The sequence below is a fragment of the Kineobactrum salinum genome (assembly GCF_010669285.1).
GTDB classification, from domain to species: domain Bacteria; phylum Pseudomonadota; class Gammaproteobacteria; order Pseudomonadales; family Halieaceae; genus Kineobactrum; species Kineobactrum salinum.
In genome coordinates, this window is sequence record NZ_CP048711.1 from 464,373 (window position 1) to 483,266 (window position 18,894).

The 18,894-nt window shown below is 61.8% G+C and carries 14 protein-coding genes; 2 read left to right on the plus strand and 12 right to left on the minus strand.

Going from position 1 to position 18,894, the window contains the following annotated elements:
* Positions 1-12: 12 nt before the first annotated feature.
* The 11 genes from G3T16_RS02135 to sdhC form a co-directional block, all read right to left on the minus strand.
* On the minus strand, positions 13-1,029 hold the full coding sequence (locus tag G3T16_RS02135; RefSeq protein ID WP_163493629.1) for an NAD(P)H-dependent glycerol-3-phosphate dehydrogenase: 1,017 nt from the start codon (positions 1,027-1,029) through the stop codon (positions 13-15).
* Between the two features lie 37 nt (positions 1,030-1,066).
* Positions 1,067-2,998, minus strand: a complete 1,932-nt coding sequence (gene htpG, locus G3T16_RS02140) for a molecular chaperone HtpG (RefSeq protein WP_163493630.1) — start codon at positions 2,996-2,998, stop codon at positions 1,067-1,069.
* 679 nt (positions 2,999-3,677) lie between these two features.
* Entirely contained in the window at positions 3,678-4,550 is an 873-nt protein-coding gene (gene sucD, locus G3T16_RS02145) for a succinate--CoA ligase subunit alpha (protein WP_163493631.1), read from the minus strand.
* Positions 4,550-5,719 carry an ADP-forming succinate--CoA ligase subunit beta gene (gene sucC / locus G3T16_RS02150; RefSeq protein ID WP_163493632.1) on the minus strand — a complete coding sequence of 390 codons (1,170 nt, stop codon included), beginning with the start codon at positions 5,717-5,719 and terminating at the stop codon, positions 4,550-4,552. The genes sucD and sucC overlap by 1 nt, the downstream gene beginning before the upstream one ends.
* 110 nt (positions 5,720-5,829) lie before the next feature.
* Positions 5,830-7,269: a dihydrolipoyl dehydrogenase gene (gene lpdA, locus G3T16_RS02155; protein ID WP_163493633.1), complete on the minus strand. Its 1,440-nt coding sequence runs from the start codon at positions 7,267-7,269 to the stop codon at positions 5,830-5,832.
* 55 nt (positions 7,270-7,324) lie between these two features.
* Entirely contained in the window at positions 7,325-8,584 is a 1,260-nt protein-coding gene (gene odhB / locus G3T16_RS02160) for a 2-oxoglutarate dehydrogenase complex dihydrolipoyllysine-residue succinyltransferase (RefSeq protein ID WP_163493634.1), read from the minus strand.
* Between the two features lie 21 nt (positions 8,585-8,605).
* Positions 8,606-11,464, minus strand: coding sequence for a 2-oxoglutarate dehydrogenase E1 component (locus G3T16_RS02165; RefSeq protein ID WP_197911853.1), 2,859 nt, complete (start codon positions 11,462-11,464; stop codon positions 8,606-8,608).
* 62 nt (positions 11,465-11,526) lie between these two features.
* Entirely contained in the window at positions 11,527-12,231 is a 705-nt protein-coding gene (locus G3T16_RS02170) for a succinate dehydrogenase iron-sulfur subunit (protein WP_163493635.1), read from the minus strand.
* 12 nt (positions 12,232-12,243) lie between these two features.
* Positions 12,244-14,016 (minus strand): succinate dehydrogenase flavoprotein subunit, encoded by a 1,773-nt coding sequence (gene sdhA, locus G3T16_RS02175; RefSeq protein WP_163493636.1) that lies wholly within the window; start codon positions 14,014-14,016, stop codon positions 12,244-12,246.
* Between the two features lie 3 nt (positions 14,017-14,019).
* Positions 14,020-14,382: a succinate dehydrogenase, hydrophobic membrane anchor protein gene (sdhD, locus tag G3T16_RS02180; protein WP_163493637.1), complete on the minus strand. Its 363-nt coding sequence runs from the start codon at positions 14,380-14,382 to the stop codon at positions 14,020-14,022.
* Positions 14,376-14,750 carry a succinate dehydrogenase, cytochrome b556 subunit gene (gene sdhC / locus G3T16_RS02185; protein WP_163493638.1) on the minus strand — a complete coding sequence of 125 codons (375 nt, stop codon included), beginning with the start codon at positions 14,748-14,750 and terminating at the stop codon, positions 14,376-14,378. The genes sdhD and sdhC overlap by 7 nt, the downstream gene beginning before the upstream one ends.
* A 313-nt stretch (positions 14,751-15,063) precedes the next feature.
* Here sdhC and gltA point away from each other — a divergent pair, with 313 nt between their 5' ends.
* Both gltA and G3T16_RS02195 read left to right on the plus strand, forming a co-directional pair.
* Positions 15,064-16,353 carry a citrate synthase gene (gene gltA, locus G3T16_RS02190; RefSeq protein WP_163493639.1) on the plus strand — a complete coding sequence of 430 codons (1,290 nt, stop codon included), beginning with the start codon at positions 15,064-15,066 and terminating at the stop codon, positions 16,351-16,353.
* A gap of 187 nt (positions 16,354-16,540) precedes the next feature.
* The gene (locus G3T16_RS02195; RefSeq protein ID WP_163493640.1) at positions 16,541-17,662 is read left to right on the plus strand and encodes a beta-ketoacyl-ACP synthase III; all 1,122 of its coding nucleotides are present in this window, start codon (positions 16,541-16,543) and stop codon (positions 17,660-17,662) included.
* Between the two features lie 206 nt (positions 17,663-17,868).
* On the opposite strand, the gene hisC is transcribed toward G3T16_RS02195, so the two are convergent.
* Positions 17,869-18,882 carry a histidinol-phosphate transaminase gene (hisC, locus tag G3T16_RS02200; protein ID WP_232059223.1) on the minus strand — a complete coding sequence of 338 codons (1,014 nt, stop codon included), beginning with the start codon at positions 18,880-18,882 and terminating at the stop codon, positions 17,869-17,871.
* Positions 18,883-18,894 lie beyond the last annotated feature (12 nt).

Below are 18,894 nucleotides of genomic sequence, written 5' to 3' on the forward strand. Positions count from 1 at the left end.
GGCGGCCGGCACTCAGCCGAGCACAAATTCCACATCCCGGGACTGTTCACTGCTCATCATATCATCGAACATCTCGGAAATTGGCCGCTGCTGGTGAAGAATGCCGTACAAACCGTTGACCAGGGGCATCTGCACCCCACGCCGGTCGGCCTCGGATTTCAGCAGTTCCAGGGTATTGATCCCCTCGGCCACCTGATCCATTTCCGCCAGCACCTCCTTCAGCGATTCGCCCTTGCCCACGGCGTAGCCGATGCGGTAATTGCGCGACAATGGCGAGGAACAGGTGACGAACAGATCTCCCACCCCGGCCAGGCCCAGAAATGTCAGCGGATTGGCGCCCAGCTGCACCGCAAAGCGCGACATCTCGGCCAGCGAGCGGGTCAGCAGCATGCCGATCGTGTTTTCGCCAAAATCGAGCGCGGCGCCCAGACCTGCCAGAATCGCATAGACGTTCTTCAACGCACCACCGAGCTCCACACCGTACATGTCCTGGGAGGCATAGACCAGGAATCGTTCGCTGTGCAGCAGATCGTGCAGGGTCGCGTTGATGCTGTGGTCGGCGCTGGCCACCACCGAGCCGGTGAGATGGCCAGCGGCGATCTCACCGGCAAGATTGGGACCGCTGAGCACAGCCCGGGGGTTATCCGGCATTTCCTGGCGCAGGATCTCGCTCATCAGCCGAAAGCCGCCGGGTTCGATACCCTTGGTCAGGCTGACCAGCACTGTGTGCGGTGACACCAGCGGCGCCACCGCCCGGCTGATCTCGCGGAACGAGTGGCTCGGCACCGCGACAAACAGGATGTCCACGTCCCGCACCGCCTGTTTCAGCCCGGTAGTGGCATACAACCGGTTATCCAGCTGGTAGCCCGGCAGGTACTCGCTGTTCTCCCGCAGACGGTTGATGGTCGCCACCCTCTCCGGATTGCGCAACCACAGGCAGATCCTGTGGCCATTGCGCGCAACCAGATTGCCGATCACAGTGCCGAAACTGCCACCACCCAGCACTGCGACGCGGTGTGTAAGGGGCATAGGCCACTCCCTGTCCCTGTGTACCGACGGCGTGGCCTCAGGATTTACTCAGCTGCAACAGCAGCGCATTGAGTCTGCTGACGAAGCTGGCCGGATCCTCCAGCTGGCCACCCTCTGCCAGTGTAGCCTGATCCAGCACCACATGCGCCAGATCCGCAAAGCGGCTCTCATCCGCCTCCGCATCCAGCATCTGCAGCAATGGGTGCCCGGGATTGATTTCCAGGATTGGCTTGCCGGGTGGCACCGGCTGGCCCGCGGCTTCCAGGATGCGCCGCATCTGCGCGCCCATGTCGTGCTCGCCCACCACCAGGCAGGCCGGCGATTCCGTCAGCCGCAGCGAGGGCCGCACCTCCGCCACCTTGTCGTCCAGCACCTTCGCCAGGCGTTCCACCAGTGCCTCGCTGTCCTGTTTCAGCTTTTCCTTTTCTGCCTTGGCCTGTTCCGAGTCGTCCTCCAGATCCAGCGCGCCGCGGGCCACATCCTGCAGCGGCTTGCCGTCGAATTCCTGCAGCTGATTCATCAACCAGTCATCCACCCGGTCACTGAGCAGCAGCACCTCGATGCCCTTCTTGCGGAATACTTCCAGGTGCGGGCTCTTGCGGGCGGTATTGAAGTTCTCGGCCACCACGTAGTAGATCTTGTCCTGACCTTCCTGCATGCGCGCCACATAGTCCTGCAGCGACTGGTCCTGGTCGGGCTTGTCGGTATGCGTGGTGGCAAAGCGCAGCAGGCCGGCAATTTTTTCCTTGTTGCCGAAATCCTCCGCCGGGCCCTCCTTCAACACCTGGCCAAATTCCTTCCAGAAGGTGGCGTAGTCGTCGCCCCCCTTCTTGGCGAGCTTGGCCAGCATATCGAGTACCCGCTTGGTCAGAGCGCTGCGCATTGCATCCACCGAACTGTCCTTTTGCAGGATTTCCCGGGACACATTCAGTGGCAGGTCATTGGAGTCCACCACGCCCTTGACGAAGCGCAGATACAGGGGCAGGAACTGTTCTGCCTCGTCCATGATGAAAGTGCGCTGCACATAGAGCTTCAGTCCCCGCGCCATGTCCCGGTTCCACAGGTCAAAGGGGGCCCGCTTCGGGATGTACAGCAAACTGGTGTACTCCTGCTTGCCCTCGACCTTGTTGTGACTCCAGATCAGCGGTTCCTCGAAGTCGTGGGATACATGCTGGTAGAAGGCCTTGTACTCCTCGTCAGTGATTTCGCTGCGGGGACGGGTCCACAGTGCCGTGGCCTCATTCACCGCCTCGTACTGCGGCTCCGCCTCTGGTTGTTCAGCTTCCTTGTCATCGGCATCGGCATCGGTTGCCGGAGTGGCCGGCTTGAGCATCTTCACCGGCACCGAGATATGGTCGGAGTACTTCTTGATTACACTGCGCACGCGCCAGTCGTCGGCGAACTCCGCGCAATCGGATTTCAGGTACAGGGTGACGCTGGTACCGCGGCTTTCGCGGGGCCGCTCCTCGATGGAGAATTCCGATTCGCCGTGGGACTCCCACAGGACACCGGTATCGGCAGCCTCACCCGCCTTGCGGGTATGTACTTCCACCCGTTCGGCAACGATAAAGCCGGAGTAAAAGCCGACGCCGAACTGACCGATCAGCTGGGAGTCCTTTTTCTGGTCGCCAGTCAGGTTATTGAGAAAGGCCGCAGTGCCGGACTTGGCGATTGTGCCGAGATTCTCGATCACTTCCTCCCGGGTCATGCCGATGCCGTTATCGGTGATGGTAATGGTGCGGGCCTCTTTGTCCACGTCCACCTGCACGGCGTAGTCAGCCTGGCCCTCGAGCAAGGATTCATCCGCCAGCGCCGCGAAGCGCAGCTTGTCGATGGCATCGGAGGCGTTGGAGATCAGCTCGCGGAGAAAAATCTCCTTGTTGCTGTACAGGGAGTGGATCATCAGGTGCAGCAGTTGCTTGGCTTCGGTCTGGAAGCCCAGTGTTTCCTTTTTCAGTTCCGCGGTCATGTATTCCCCCGTCGTGGTCTGGTGGCAGTTTGCAAGGTATTCACAATGGGGGCCGATGGAAGATTTTCAAGGTCTGGCCGTTCTCCGGGAGCGGATCGACGCCGGGCGGGCGATGGTGCGCTTCCTCCGTCAGCGCACCCTATGTCGCTGGCGAAGCCCGCGGTCAGACGTGGGTGAAAGAACCCTGCGTCGCGCGCGCCGCAAGCGTCCGTAGCCACATAGGGTGCGTTGAGGCACGAAACGCACCGGGTATCAGGCACATAGGGTGCGTTGAAGCACGAAACGCACCGGGTATCAGGCACATAGGGTGCGTTGAAGCACGAAACGCACCGGGTATCAGGCACATAGGGTGCGTTGAAGCACGAAACGCACCGGGTATCAGGCACATAGGGTGCGTTGAGGTACGAAACGCACCGGGTATGCCGCCTGCCCGATGCTTGAAACAGGGTAAAAGGGATGGGAGATGGTGCGCTTCCTCCGTCAGCGCACCCTATGTCGCTGGCGAAGCCTCAGCTCAATAACACAGAAGCACGGATGCACGGATGCATAGAAGCACATAAAAAAGCCCGCTCTGGTAGCGGGCTTTTTTTGGGGACGCCCGCGGTACGGGCGAGGGAGATTACACCTCTCGGCGGTCGTACAGCACATCGTCTATCGCCCGCGGTACGGGCGAGGGAGATTACCAGCCGGTGACTTCGGCCAGGCCGCTGCCGATTTCGGCGAGGCTGCGTACGGTTTTGACGCCAGCGTCTTCCAGCGCCGTGAACTTCTCGTCCGCGGTGCCCTTGCCACCGGAGATGATGGCACCGGCATGGCCCATGCGTTTGCCCTTGGGGGCGGTCACACCGGCGATGTAGGACACCACCGGCTTGCTGACATTGGCCTTGATGTAGGCCGCGGCCTCTTCCTCAGCGGTACCGCCGATCTCGCCGATCATCACGATCGCCTCGGTGCCCGGATCCTGCTCGAACATCGCCAGGATGTCGATGAAGCTGGAGCCGGGAATCGGGTCGCCGCCGATGCCGACGCAGGTCGACTGGCCGAAGCCCGAATCGGTGGTCTGCTTGACCGCCTCATAGGTCAGCGTGCCGGAGCGGGACACGATGCCAACCTTGCCGGGCAGGTGGATGTGCCCGGGCATGATGCCGATCTTGCATTCGCCGGGGGTGATGACACCGGGGCAGTTGGGGCCGATCAGGCGCACACCCAGCGCGTCACAGCATACCTTGGCGTCGAGCATGTCCAGGGTGGGGATGCCCTCGGTGATGCAGACGATCAGTTTGATGCCGCTGTTGGCGGCCTCCAGAATGGAATCCTTGCAAAACGGCGCGGGCACGTAGATCACCGAGGCATCGGCGCCGGTGGCAGCCACCGCGTCATTGACGGTGTTGAAGACCGGCAGGCCCAGGTGTTCCTGGCCGCCCTTGCCCGGCGTTACCCCGCCGACCATTTTGGTACCGTACTGGATCGCCTGCTCAGAGTGAAAGGTACCCTGGGAGCCGGTAAAGCCCTGGCAGATAACCTTGGTGTTCTTGTCGATCAGGATACTCATCAGGCTGCTCCTCCCGCTGCTTTGACTGCCTGTTGAGCAGCATCTGTAAGGCTGGTGGCGGCGATGATATTGAGACCGCTGTCGGCCAGCACCTTGCGCCCCAGCTCCGCGTTGTTGCCCTCCAGGCGCACCACTACCGGTACCTTGACACCGATTTCCTCGACCGCGCCGATCACGCCCTCGGCGATCAGGTCACAGCGCACGATGCCGCCGAAGATATTGATCAGCACCGCCTTGACGTTGCTGTCCGACAGGATGATCTTGAAGGCCTCCGCCACCCGTTCCTTGGTGGCACCACCCCCCACGTCCAGGAAGTTGGCCGGAGCACCGCCGTGCAGCTTGACGATATCCATCGTGCCCATCGCCAGGCCGGCGCCGTTGACCATGCAGCCGATGTTGCCGTCCAGCGCTACGTAGTTCAGCTCCCACTTGGCGGCCAGCGCCTCGCGCTCGTCTTCCTGGGAGGGATCGTGCATCTCCCGCAGCTTGGGCTGGCGGTAGAGTGCATTGCCATCGACACCCAGCTTGGCGTCCAGGCAGTGCAGGTCGCCGGCCTCGGTAATCACCAGCGGGTTGACTTCGATCAGCGCCAGGTCCTTGTCCTTGAACAGCTGGGCCAGACCGATGAAAATCTTCACGAACTGCTTGATCTGCTCGCCCTGCAGGCCAAGTTGGAAAGCCAGCTCGCGACCCTGGTAGGGCTGGGCACCGACCAGTGGGTCGATCACCGCGCGCAGGATTTTCTCGGGAGTTTCCTCGGCGACCTTCTCGATCTCGACACCACCTTCGGTGGATGCCATGAACACGATTCGGCGCGATGCCCGGTCCACCACCGCACCCAGGTACAGTTCCTCGGCGATGTCGGTGCAGGTCTCCACCAGGATCTTGCTGACTGGCTGACCGCCTTCGTCGGTCTGGTAGGTAACCAGATTCTTGCCCAGCCAGTTGCTGGCGAAGTCACGTACCTCGTCAGTGGTCCTGACCAGCTTGACGCCCCCGGCCTTGCCCCGTCCGCCAGCGTGCACCTGGGCCTTCACTACCCACATGTCACCGCCGATGGTCTCCGCTGCCTTGACGGCGTCCTCTGGGGTATCGACTGCATAGCCCTTGGACACCGGCAGGCCGTAATCGGCAAACAGTTGCTTGCCCTGATACTCATGAAGATTCATGCTCTGTCCTGTGTGTTAGGTTGTTTCCAGGAGCGGACTCCGTTGGCCCGCTCCCCCCAGTGCCTCGACTGCGCAATAATTGATTTTATGCGCGCGCGCCCTGGCAAAGTCTACTTGCGCTGCTTGCGATTGGCGATATGAATGGCGTGGCCATGCACCGCCAGGGCAGCTTCGTGAACGGCTTCCGACAGGGTCGGATGGCCGAACACCGTCAGTGCCAGATCCTCGGAACTGGAACCGAATTCCATCGCGATCACTATCTGCTGAACCAGATCCGCTGCCGACGGGCCGACGATATGGCAGCCCAGCACGCGGTCGGTCTCGGCATCGGCCAGGATCTTGACCATGCCGTCGGTATCGTTGGCGGCCAGGGCACGGCCACTGGCGGCAAAAGGGAAGACGCCGGCCTTGTAGGCGGTGCCGTCCGACTTCAATTCCTGTTCGGTCTTGCCTACCGCCGCCACTTCAGGGTGGGTGTAGATCACCGAGGGAATACAGTCGTAATTGAGCTGGGCGGGCTTGCCGGCAATGCGCTCCGCCACCATCACGCCTTCTTCCATGCCCTTGTGTGCCAGCATCGGGCCCCGCACCACGTCGCCCACGGCATAGACATGTGGCGCCTCGGTGGCACAGTAATCGTTGACGTAAATGAAGCCGCGCTCATCCAGGGTCACGCCGCTGTCGGTGGCCAGCAAGTCCTCGGTGCGCGGGCGCCGCCCCACCGATACGATCAATTTGTCGAACAACTCGACATGTTCCCCGTCGGCGGTGGTGAACTTGACCTCCACCTTGCCGTCCTTGACCTCCGCCCCGGTGACCCGGGTGCTGAGCCGGATATCCAGGCCCTGTTTGCGGAAAATCTTGCCAGACTCCTTGGCGATCTGCGCGTCCATCATCGGCAGCAGTTCATCCAGTGCCTCCAGCATGACCACCTCGGAGCCCAGCCGGGCCCAGACACTGCCCAGTTCCAGGCCGATCACCCCCGCGCCTATCACGCCGAGACGCCCGGGCACTTCAGTGAATTCCAGCGCACCGGTGGAGTCGACAATATAATCGTTGTCCACCGGCGCCGGCGGAATGGGCACTGGTTCCGAACCGGCAGCGATGACGATATTGCCGGCCTCGAGTACGCTGACCTTGCCGTCCTTGTCGGTGACCTCGACCTTGCAGCCAGCCAGGACCTTGCCGCGCCCCTGCACTGCAGTGACGCCGTTGTGCTTGAACAGGCCAGTAATACCTCCGGTCAACTGATCGACGATCTTCTGCTTGCGTGCCTGCATCGCCGCCACATCCATGGTCGGCTTGTTGATGCCGATGCCGTGCAGCGCGAAATGATCGCGTGCCTCGACAAATTTCTGGCTGCTGTCGAGCAGGGCTTTGGAGGGTATGCAGCCGACGTTCAGGCACGTGCCGCCGAGACGGATCTTGCCGTCGTCATCCAGCCACTCCTCGACACAGGCGGTGGACAGGCCCAGCTGGGCCGCCTTGATCGCCGCCACATAGCCACCGGGCCCTGCGCCGACTACCACTACATCATACTTGTCTGCCATTGTTCATCCCAATCCTGTTGCCGGGGCCACCGTCGCAGGGGTGGCCGAAGTGTGCCTAGAGCTGTAGCAAGATGCGCGCCGGGTCCTCGATCAGATCCTTGACCGCGACCAGAAACTGCACTGCGGTCTTGCCGTCAATCAGGCGATGATCATAGGACAGGGCCAGGTACATCATCGGCAGAATCACCACCTGCCCGTCCACGGCCATCGGCCGCTCCTGAATCTTGTGCATGCCGAGAATCCCGGTCTGCGGCGGATTCAGGATCGGGGTGGACATCAGCGAACCGAACACGCCGCCATTGGTCACTGTGAAGGTGCCGCCCGTCATGTCATCAATGGTCAGCTTGTTGTCCCTGGCCCGCAGGCCAAGATCGCGAACCGCCGCCTCCACGTCCGCCAGGCTCATGAAATCCGCGTCCCGCAGTACCGGTACCACCAGACCTCCCGGGGTGGAAACCGCCACGCCGATGTCCTGGTAACCATGGTATACCACATCAGTGCCGTCAATTGAGGCATTGACTTCCGGAAATCGCTTCAGCGCTTCACAGCAGGCCCTGACGAAGAAGCCCATAAAGCCCAGCCGGGTGCCATTGTGGGTTTTTTCAAATTGCTCTTTGTATTTCTCGCGCAACGCCATCACCGGTGCCATATTGACCTCATTGAAGGTGGTCAGCATGGCCGTCTCGCTGCTGGCCTGCAGCAACCGCTCCGCGATGCGGGCGCGCATGCGGGTCATCGGTACCCGCTTTTCCACCCGCTCACCGGTCGGGCCGGTGGGGGCCGGAGACAGGGGTTCTTCCGCGGCCGGCCGCTGCGGTTCGGGCTTCTCCCCGGCGGCGGGCTGACGCTGCAGGTGCGCAATGATGTCTTCCTTGGTGACCCGTCCGCCCTTGCCGGTGGCCTCGATACTGGCCGGGTCCAGCCGGTGCTCCTCGACCAGCTGGCGGGCAGCCGGCCCCATAACGGCTTCGGTCGCGGAGGACTCTTCACTGCCTTTTGCGGCTGCTTGCGGCCGCTCCGCGCCGTCGCCGGATTGCGGCGCACTGGAGGAGGATTCCTTGTCCGCGGCTGGCGCGGCGCCGGGCTCCAGTTCCGCCAGCAGTTGATCGCTGGCAATGGTGTCGCCTTCGGCGGCATGGATCTTGCTGATGACTCCGTCCTCGGGGGCCACCACTTCCATCACGACCTTGTCGGTCTCGATCTCGACGATCAGCTCATCGCGGGCTACGGATTCGCCCTCCTGCTTGTGCCAGGTTGCGATCTCGCCGTCCGCCACCGATTCGGGGAAGGTTGGCGCCTTGATTTCAATAGCCATTTCTAGTCCTTTGGAAAATTGCTAGCGCTGTCCGGATACAACCGGTGCCAGGGCATCGTTGATAAACTGCTCTTGCTGGGCAAGGTGCAGCGCCATATAACCTGCCGCCGGGGCCGCTGAAGGCTCGCGACCGACATAGCGCAGGTAGACGTCTTCGCGATGGGCATGCATCACCCGCCGCATGTGATGCTGGCTGGAATACCACGCCCCCTGGTTCTGGGGTTCCTCCTGGCACCATACCGACTCCACGATATTGGGGTAGCCGCCGAGCACTTCCAACAGCTCCGCTTCGGGAAACGGGTACAGCTGCTCCAGCCGGAGGATGGCGATATGCTCCAGGCCGCGCTCGCGCCGGGCCGCACGCAGGTCGTAGTAGACTTTGCCGCTGCAGAGGATGATCCGTTGCACGCCCGACTTGTCCAGTTCGTCGGTCTCGTCCATCACATTGTGGAAATGGCCGTTGGCCAGGTCTTCCAGCGAGGAGATGGCCTCCTTGTGGCGCAGCAGACTCTTGGGCGACATCACCACCAGTGGTTTGCGCAGCGGCCTGATCGCCTGCCGCCGCAGCATATGATACACCTGCGCCGGGGTCGAGGGCACACAGACCTGGATATTGTGTTCGGCGCACAGTTGCAGGAAACGCTCGAGCCGGGCCGAGGAGTGTTCCGGTCCCTGCCCTTCGTAGCCGTGCGGCAGCAGCATGGTGAGTCCGCACAGGCGTGACCACTTGTGTTCGCCACTGGTGATGAACTGGTCGATCACGACCTGGGCGCCATTGGCGAAGTCGCCGAACTGGGCCTCCCAGATCACCAGGCCGGTGGGCGAGGTGGTGGCATAGCCGTACTCGAAGGCCAGCACCGCTTCCTCGGACAGCAGCGAGTCGTAGATCACAAAGGATGCCTGGTCCTCACTGATGTGCTGCAGCGGGATATAGCGGCTGGCCTCCTTCTGGTGGTGCAGCACGGCATGGCGGTGGGAAAAGGTCCCGCGGCCGACGTCCTGGCCGGTAATCCGTACCGGGTAGCCTGCCTGCAGCAAGGTCGCATAGGCCAGCGTTTCCGCTGCACCCCAGTTCAGCGACATGGCGCCCGCGGCCATCTTGCGCCGGTCCTCAAGAATTTTGCTGACCTGCCGCTGCAGGGGGAAGTTTTCCGGCGCCACGTTGGTATCGTGGGCCAGCGTCTGCAGGGTCTGCAGATCCATGCTGGTGTCGCAGGGCAGGGTCCAGTCGTGGCCCAGGTAGGGCGTCCAGTCCACGAACAGGCTCTGGTTGGGTTCCGACACCAGGCCGCTCACCAGCGGCTCGCCGCGATCCAGCGATTCGCGGTAACCGGACATCAGGTATTCGTCCTCCTCCGCCGTAATGACGCCCTGCTCGATCAGCTTGGCCGCATACAGGTCGCGGGTGGTCCTTTGCTTGCGGATCAGTTCGTACATCAGCGGCTGGGTGACCGACGGCTCGTCGGCCTCGTTGTGCCCGCGGCGCCGGTAGCAGACCAGGTCGATCACCACGTCGCGCTTGAAACTGTTGCGAAAGTCCACCGCCAGCTGGGTGACGAAGTGCACCGCCTCGGGATCGTCGGCATTTACATGCAGGATGGGGGCCTGCACCATCTTGGCCACGTCGGTGCAGTATTCGGTTGAACGCGCGTCCTGCCGATCGCTGGTGGTAAAGCCCACCTGATTGTTCAGCACCACGTGCAGCGTGCCGCCAGTCTTGTAGGCCCGGGTCTGGGACATCTGGAAGGTCTCCATGACCACACCCTGCCCGGCAAAGGAGGCATCACCGTGGATCACGATGGGCACCACGGTATCGCCCAGCGGATCGTTGCGGCGGTCCTGACGGGCCCGCACCGAACCCTCGACAACCGGAGACACGATCTCCAGGTGGGAGGGGTTGAATGCCAGCGCCAGGTGCACTTCTCCTCCCGGCGTCATCACATTGGAGGAGAAGCCCTGGTGGTATTTCACATCGCCGGATTTTTCGTAGACCGCCCGACCCTCGAATTCGGCGAACAGCTCCGACGGGTTCTTGCCGAAGATGTTGACCAGCACGTTGAGGCGGCCGCGGTGGGCCATCCCGATCACGATTTCCTTGGCCCCGTAAAAACCGATGCGTTGCACCATTTCCGACAGCATCGGAATCAGCGACTCGCCACCCTCCAGGCCGAAGCGCTTGGTGCCTGGATACTTCGATGCCAGCGATTTCTCCAGTCCCTCGGCCTTGATCAGCCGGCGCAGCAGCTGCTTGCGGATCTCGTCGGAGTACTGTGGCGCTGAGCGCACCGACTCCATGCGCTGCATGATCCAGTGGCGCTGTTCGGTGTCCACGATATGCATGAATTCGGCGCCGATGGTATGGCAATAGGTGCGCTCGAGTGCATCGACGATCTCACCCAGGGTGGCATCGCTCTTGCCGATATACATGCTGCCGGTCTGGAAAACAGTGTCGCGGTCCGCGGCGGACAGCTGGTGGAAGCTCAGGTCCAGGTCCGGCACCGGTTCGCGCTGCTGCAGGTTCAACGGGTCGAGATTGGCTTTCTGGTGGCCGCGCTGGCGGTAGGCGGACACCAGTTGCACCACCTTGACCTGCTTGCGCTCATAGTCAGTGGCCTGGGAGTCGTGGGCCACCGTGGCCTCGGTACGAACCCGCATCTTGCTGATCTGGGCAAAGTGGGCGCGAATGGTGGAATGGGGAATGTCCTGGAGCTGGGCGGAGGCGGAATCCACTCGCGGCAGTTTGTCAAAGTATTCGCGCCACTGCTCAGGGACTCCGTTGGGGTCCAGGAGGTATGATTCGTACAGGTCCTCCACGTAGGTGGCGTTGCCACCTGCAATGTGGGAGCTGCGGCGCAGCAGCTCCATTGGGCTTTCTTGCATTTTGACCCTTCCGGGAATGTGTTAGGCCGGCGGTGACCCGGCAGTACTTACCTCGATCTGGTTCAGGTTGACCGCGTCAGCAACATGTGGCGGATATGGCCAATGGCGCGGGTCGGGTTCAATCCCTTCGGACACACGTTGACACAGTTCTGGATATTGTGGCAACGGAACACACTGAAGGGGTCCTGCAATTTCGATAACCGCTCATCCGTCGCCGTATCGCGGCTGTCGGCCAGGAAGCGGTAGGACTGCAGCAGGCCCGCGGGACCGATGAAACGTTCCGGATTCCACCAGAAGGACGGACAGCCGGTGGAACAGCAGGCACAGAGAATACACTCGTAGAGCCCGTCAAGTTTGGCGCGGTCCTCCGGCGACTGCAGCCGCTCGATAGCGGGCGCCGGTGTGTTGTTCTGCAGATAGGGTTCGATCTTTTCGTACTGGGCGTAAAACATGCTCATATCGACCACCAGGTCACGCACTACCGGCAGGCCCGGCAGGGGGCGAATCACCAGCTTGTTATTGCGCACAGTCTCCGACAGGGGGGTGATGCAGGCCAGGCCGTTCTTGCCGTTGATATTGAGGCCATCGGAACCACAGACGCCCTCGCGGCAGGAGCGGCGGTAGGTCACCGAGCCATCCCGGGCCTTGAGCTGCTCCAGTACGTCCAGCACCATCAGATCCTTGTCCTCGGTGTCGAACTCGAAGTCCTGCATGTACGGCTTGTCGTCTGTTTCCGGGTTATAGCGATAGATACTTACTTGCAGCATGGTTCCCACCTCTTAATAAGTACGCGCCTTGGGCTCGAATGTCGGCACCGTGACCGGCTTGAAATTCACCCCGCGCTTGCCCACCCGCTTGTCGGAGGGGAAATACATGGAATGGCACAGCCAGTTCTCGTCATCGCGCTCCTGGAAGTCCTCGCGCGCATGGGCGCCACGGCTCTCATCGCGTCCCTCGGCGGCGATCGCGGTCGCCTCGGCAACCTCGAACAGATTGTGCAGTTCCAGCGCCTCGATCCGCGCGGTGTTGAAGGTCATGCTCTTGTCGGTGATGGTCGCTCCTTCGATGCGGGGACGCAGATCCGCCAGCTTGCGAATCCCCTCCTGCATGAACTCCCCATTGCGGAATACACCGAAGTGGGTCTGCATCACATTCTGCAATTCCTTGCGCAGCTCCGGTACCGGTTCACCGTCTGTCGCCGCATTGAGGCGGTTCAGGCGCTGCATGCCCTGCTCCAGATCGCTGTCCGAGGCTGCGCGCATGGCGATACCCTCGCGCAGCGCATTCTCGATGAACAGGCCGGAGGCGCGGCCGAAAACCACCAGATCCAGCAGCGAGTTGCCGCCCAGCCGGTTGGCGCCGTGCACCGACACACAGGCCACCTCGCCACAAGCATAGAGGCCCGGAATGATCTGGTCGTTACCCTGCGCGTCCACTGTCAGAGCCTGGCCGTGAACGTTGGTGGGAATGCCGCCCATCATGTAGTGACAGGTCGGCACTACCGGGATCGGCGCCTTGACCGGATCGACATGGGCAAAGGTGCGCGACAGCTCGCAGATACCGGGCAGGCGCGATTCCAGCACCTCCTCACCCAGATGATCCAGCTTCAGCATTACATGATCCCCCTCGGGACCACAGCCGCGGCCCGCGAGGATCTCGAGAATCATCGAACGTGCGACCACGTCGCGTCCGGCGAGATCCTTGGCGTTGGGGGCATAGCGTTCCATGAAGCGCTCGCCATCCTTGTTGATCAGGTAGCCGCCCTCGCCCCGGCAACCCTCGGTCACCAGCGTACCGGCACCATAGATCCCGGTGGGGTGGAACTGCCACATCTCGATGTCCTGCACCGGGAAGCCGGCCCGCAGAGCCATGCCCACGCCATCGCCGGTATTGATATGGGCATTGGTGGTGGAGGCGTAGATGCGCCCGGCCCCGCCGGTGGCAAAGACGGTGGCGCTGGCCTTGACGTACACGGCCTCGCCGGTCTCGATACAGATCGCAATCACACCGACCACGGCGCCGTCCTGGTTCTTGACGATGTCGGTCGCAAACCACTCGTTGAAAAATACCGTATTGTTCTTGAGATTGCCCTGGTACAGGGTATGCAGCAGTGCGTGTCCGGTACGATCAGCCGCGGCACAGGTGCGGGCGGCCTGACCGCCCTCGCCATAATTCTTGGACTGGCCACCAAAGGGGCGCTGGTAGATGCGGCCTTCCTCGGTGCGGGAAAAAGGCAGCCCCATATGCTCAAGCTCGAACACCGCTTCCGGGCCTACGCTGCACATGTATTCGATGGCATCCTGGTCGCCGATGTAATCGGAGCCCTTGACCGTGTCGTACATGTGCCAGCGCCAATCGTCGTTCGGATCCGCACTGGCAATGGCGCAGGTAATGCCGCCCTGGGCGGACACAGTGTGGGAGCGGGTGGGAAACACCTTGGAGATCACAGCGGTCTTGTAACCGGACTGGGCCAGCTGCAACGCTGCACGCATGCCCGCGCCGCCGCCGCCGACGATGACGCCGTCAAAAGAAATGGTACGCAATGCTGTCATATCTCAATATCCCCAGAGGATCTGTACGCCCCAGACCATATACACGAATAACACCAGCGCGATCAGCAACTGGAGTATAAGACGCAGCACATTGCCAGTTGTGCCCATCAAGCGCTCCGTCAGGTAGTCCGTGAGGACCGCCCACATCCCGATCCAGGCGTGCGCCACCAGCGACAGCAGCGCCATCAGACTGAATACCTTCAACCAGGTCTGGTCGAACAGGGCCTTCCAACTGGCGTAGTCGACACCGGTTGCCACCGTCCAGAGAATGAACAGCGTATAGGCCAGCAGAACCACCCCGCTGACCCGCTGGATCAGCCAGTCCGACAGACCGTTGCGACCAAAACTCGTTACTGTAGTTACCATATCCACCACCCCGCCAACAGTGTCAGCACCACTGTCAATCCGATCACGATACGCGCGCTCAGCACACCCCCCGGCATGCTCTCGGCGATCCCAAAATCCATCACCAGGTGTCTTACCCCGGCCAGCGAGTGATAGATCAGCCCGGCACTGATGGCCCACAACACCACCTTCGCCACCGGCCCGGTCAACAGTTGCTGCAGGGCGGCGAAGCTCTCCGCACTGCGCAGGCTCGCATCCAGAGCCCAGACCAGAAAAGCTGTCGCTACGAACAGGAAGACACCGGAAGCCCGATGCGCTATCGACACCCACGCGGTGATGGGAAGCCGTATGCTGCCGATGTCCAGATTTACGGGGCGTTTCTCGCTCACAATTCAGATACCACCGTTCAGGCGCCTCAGGGGGCGGGTTAATGGGGCAGGCCACTGACCTGTTGATACTCAAGCGCCAGTCGACGGCGAAGAGGAATAAGCGCGCGGAATTATAGGCAGTTGCGAAGGCAATTACAAACGGCCGGGCAATAAGGCAGGTGCCTAATGACCGTGTCGCGAACGTCGCCGATCTTCGCCGTACGTGATAGCGGACTTTCGCCTCGTTTAGTCGCAAATAGGGCCGGATCAATTGACAAAAGCTGTCGAAACTCTATAGTTGGGCACCCCACAGAAACGCATCGCAGGACCCATTATGAGTGACAGAAAAGCGACCCTGACAGTGGACGGGCTGGATGAAACGATAGAACTTCCCGTCTATTCAGGAACCATCGGCCCGGATGTCATCGATGTCGGCGCCCTCACGGGCAAAGGCATGTTCACCTACGACCCCGGGTTTGTGTCCACCGCTGCCTGCGAATCACAAATCACCTATATAGACGGCGCCGCAGGCGTACTGCTGCACCGCGGCTACCCCATCGACCAGCTCGCGGAACACAGCGACTACCTGGAAACCTGCTACCTGTTGCTGTACGGCGAGTTGCCCAATGCCGACCAGAAACAGCACTTCGTCAGCACCGTCAAACGCCACACCATGGTGCATGAACAGATCCGGACTTTCTTCAACGGCTTTCGTCGCGATGCCCACCCGATGGCGGTGATGTGTGGCGTGGTCGGAGCCCTGTCTGCCTTCTATCACGACTCTCTCGATATCTCCGACGAAAATCACCGCGAAGTCGCGGCGTTCCGGCTGATCGCCAAGATGCCTACGCTGGCGGCGATGAGCTACAAATTCTCCATCGGCCAGCCGTTCATGTATCCCGACAACAGCATGAGCTATTCCGAGAACTTCCTGCACATGATGTTCGGCAATCCCTGCGAGGCGAGCACCATCAGTCCGGTGCTGGCACGGGCGATGGACCGCATCTTCCTGCTGCACGCCGACCATGAGCAGAACGCCTCCACCTCTACCGTGCGCCTGGCCGGTTCCTCCGGCGCCAATCCCTTTGCCTGCATGGCCGCGGGTATCGCCGCGCTGTGGGGCCCCTCTCACGGTGGCGCCAACGAAGCGGTCCTGGAAATGCTCGAAGAGATCGGCGATGTCTCCCGCATCGACGAATTCGTCGCTCGCGCCAAGGACAAGGACGATCCCTTCCGGCTGATGGGCTTTGGCCACCGGGTCTACAAGAACTTCGACCCGCGCGCCAAGGTCATGAAGGAAGCCGCCGACGAAGTGCTGGCAGAGCTGGGTATCGAAAACGAACCGTTGCTGGCGATCGCCAAGCGGCTGGAACAGATAGCGCTGGAAGACGAATATTTCATCGAGAAGAAGCTCTATCCCAACGTCGACTTCTACTCCGGCATCATTCTCAAGGCCATCGGCATTCCCACCAGCATGTTCACGGTGATCTTCGCGGTGGGACGCACCGTCGGCTGGATTGCCCACTGGCACGAGATGATCAGCGGCAGCTACCGCATCGGCCGGCCACGCCAGCTCTACACCGGCCACGCCCAGCGCGACTTCGTACCACTGGACCAGCGCTGACGGTCAGGATTGCCGGAAAAAGGCCGCCCCGCGGCCTTTTTTTTCGCTACACTGTTTTTTTCGCTACACTGTCGCAGGGTGTTGAAAAAACCGGGCGAGGTTTTTTCAAATCACGCTTGCGGCACAGGTCTGCCAGCGTGGACACCAAAAATCAATGGCACCAGAACTGCAGCAGGTCGCGTGCTCCATGACAGACATCGTTATCAGCGGTACCGGCCTGTACACGCCGGCAGAGGCCATCAGCAATGAGGAGTTGGTGGCGTCCTTCAACAGTTACGTCGAGCAGTTCAACCTGGAGCACGCCGCCGCCATCGCTGCCGGCGAGCTGACGCCACTGCAGCCGTCATCAGCGGAGTTCATCGAGAAGGCCTCGGGTATCAAATCGCGCTATGTGATCGACAAGGCCGGCATACTCGACCCGGCACGGATGACGCCGTCGATTCCGGAACGGCCGGATGACAGCCCGTCGCTCCAGTGCGAGATGGGGGTCGCAGCTGCCCGCGAAGCAATGGCCCAGGCCGGCAGGACCGCGGCCGACATCGACGCGGTCATTGTCGCCTGCTCCAATCTGCAGCGGCCCTACCCCGCCATTGCGGTGGAAATCCAGCATGCGCTGGGCATCCAGGGCTACGGTTTCGACATGAATGTGGCCTGCTCCTCCGCCACCTTTGGTATCCAGCAGGCCGGGGATGCCGTGGCCAACGGCCACGCCCGCTGCGTGCTGATAGTGAACCCCGAAATCTGCAGTGGCCACCTGAATTTCCGCGATCGCGACTCACACTTCATCTTTGGTGACGTCTGCACCGCGATCATTGTGGAGCCGGAATACCGGGCCGCCAGCAAGCACTGTTTCCGCATCCTGGACAGCAGGCTGCAGACGCTGTATTCCAACAATATCCGCAACAATTTCGGCTTTCTCAACCGGGCCGATGAAGCCGGCATAGGCCAGCCTGACAAGCTGTTCGTCCAGGAGGGGCGCAAGGTTTTCAAGGAAGTCTGTCCGGCGGTGGCCCGCCAGATCGACGAGCAGTTGGACAAGCTGGATATCTCTCCCTCGCTGATCAAGCGACTGTGGCTGCACCAGGCCAACCTGGGCATGAACCAGTTGATAGCGCGCAAGGTGCTGGGGCGGGATGCCACCGCGGATGAGGCACCGATCATTCTCGACGAGTTCGCCAACACCAGTTCGGCGGGCTCGATCATCGCATTCCACAGGTACCACAGCGACTTTGCCACGGGTGAGCTGGGGATACTGTGCTCTTTCGGCGCCGGCTACAGCATCGGTAGCCTGGTGCTCGAACGCTGCTAGTTAATAGTGTGAACAGGCCCTAGGGCCAATGGCACTTACTTAAGGGTTTTGGGACTTCGTAGTCCGGTCGGCGCCCTCGGAGGGTGCTTTCGAGACACGCCGTGAACCCGTCCCTGGGGGCTCGGATGCGACGTCCATGTCGCATACGGTCTCGAAAGCACCCTCCGAGGACGCCGACCTTCTACCGGAGCGAGGTGCCATTGGCCCTAGAGCAAGGCTGGCAGCGCCGCCAGCAGCGCATCGCAGTCGGCGTCGGTACCGACGGTGATGCGCAGGTAGCCGGACAGGCGCGGCTTGTCGAAGTAGCGCACCACTATCCCCTGCTCCCGCAAGGCCTGAAACAGCGCTCCGGCATCGGTGCCCGCCGGCGGGCCCGCCAACACGAAGTTGGCCGCGGAAGGCAGCACCTCGAAATCCAGCGCCTGCAGACCCCGGCTCAGCCGCTCGCGCGAGTCGATCACCCGCCGGCAGCATTCGCGGAACCAGGCCTCATCCGCCAGCGAGGCCAGTACCGCGCGCTGGGCTATCGCATCCAGCGGATAGGAATTGAAGGAGTTCTTGACCCGCTGCAGGGCTTCGATCAAGTGTGCCTGGCCCATCGCCATCCCCACCCGCAGACCAGCCAGGGAGCGGGATTTCGACAGGGTGTGGACCACCAGCAGGTTGTCGTGTTCGGCAATGAGACCGACCGCGGATTCACCGCCAAAATCAATGTAGGCTTCGTCGATCACCACCACACTGTCGGGGTTGGCCCGCAATAGCTCACCAATCTGCTGCAGGTTCAGCAGCAGCCCGGTCGGTGCATTGGGGTTGGGCAGGATGATACCGCCATTGGGAACCCGGTAGAGCGCCGGATCGATGCTGAAATCCGGCCGCAGCGGCAACTGCTGATATTTTACACCGTACAGCTCGCACCACACCGGGTAAAAACTGTAGCTGACATCAGGGAACAGCACCGGCTGCTCATGCAACAACAGTGCCTGGAACACATGCGCCAGCACCTCGTCCGAGCCATTGCCCAGGAACACCTGCTCGGCCTGCAGGCCATGGTAGTCCGCCAGGGCCTGCCTGAGTGCGGTGGATTCCGGGTCGGGATAGCGCCGCAACATATCGCCATCGGTGCCACGCACAGCCTCCAGCACCGCCGGCGATGGAGGCCAGGGCGACTCGTTGGTATTGAGTTTGACCAGACGCTGGTGCCGCGGCTGTTCGCCCGGCACATAGGGGTCAGG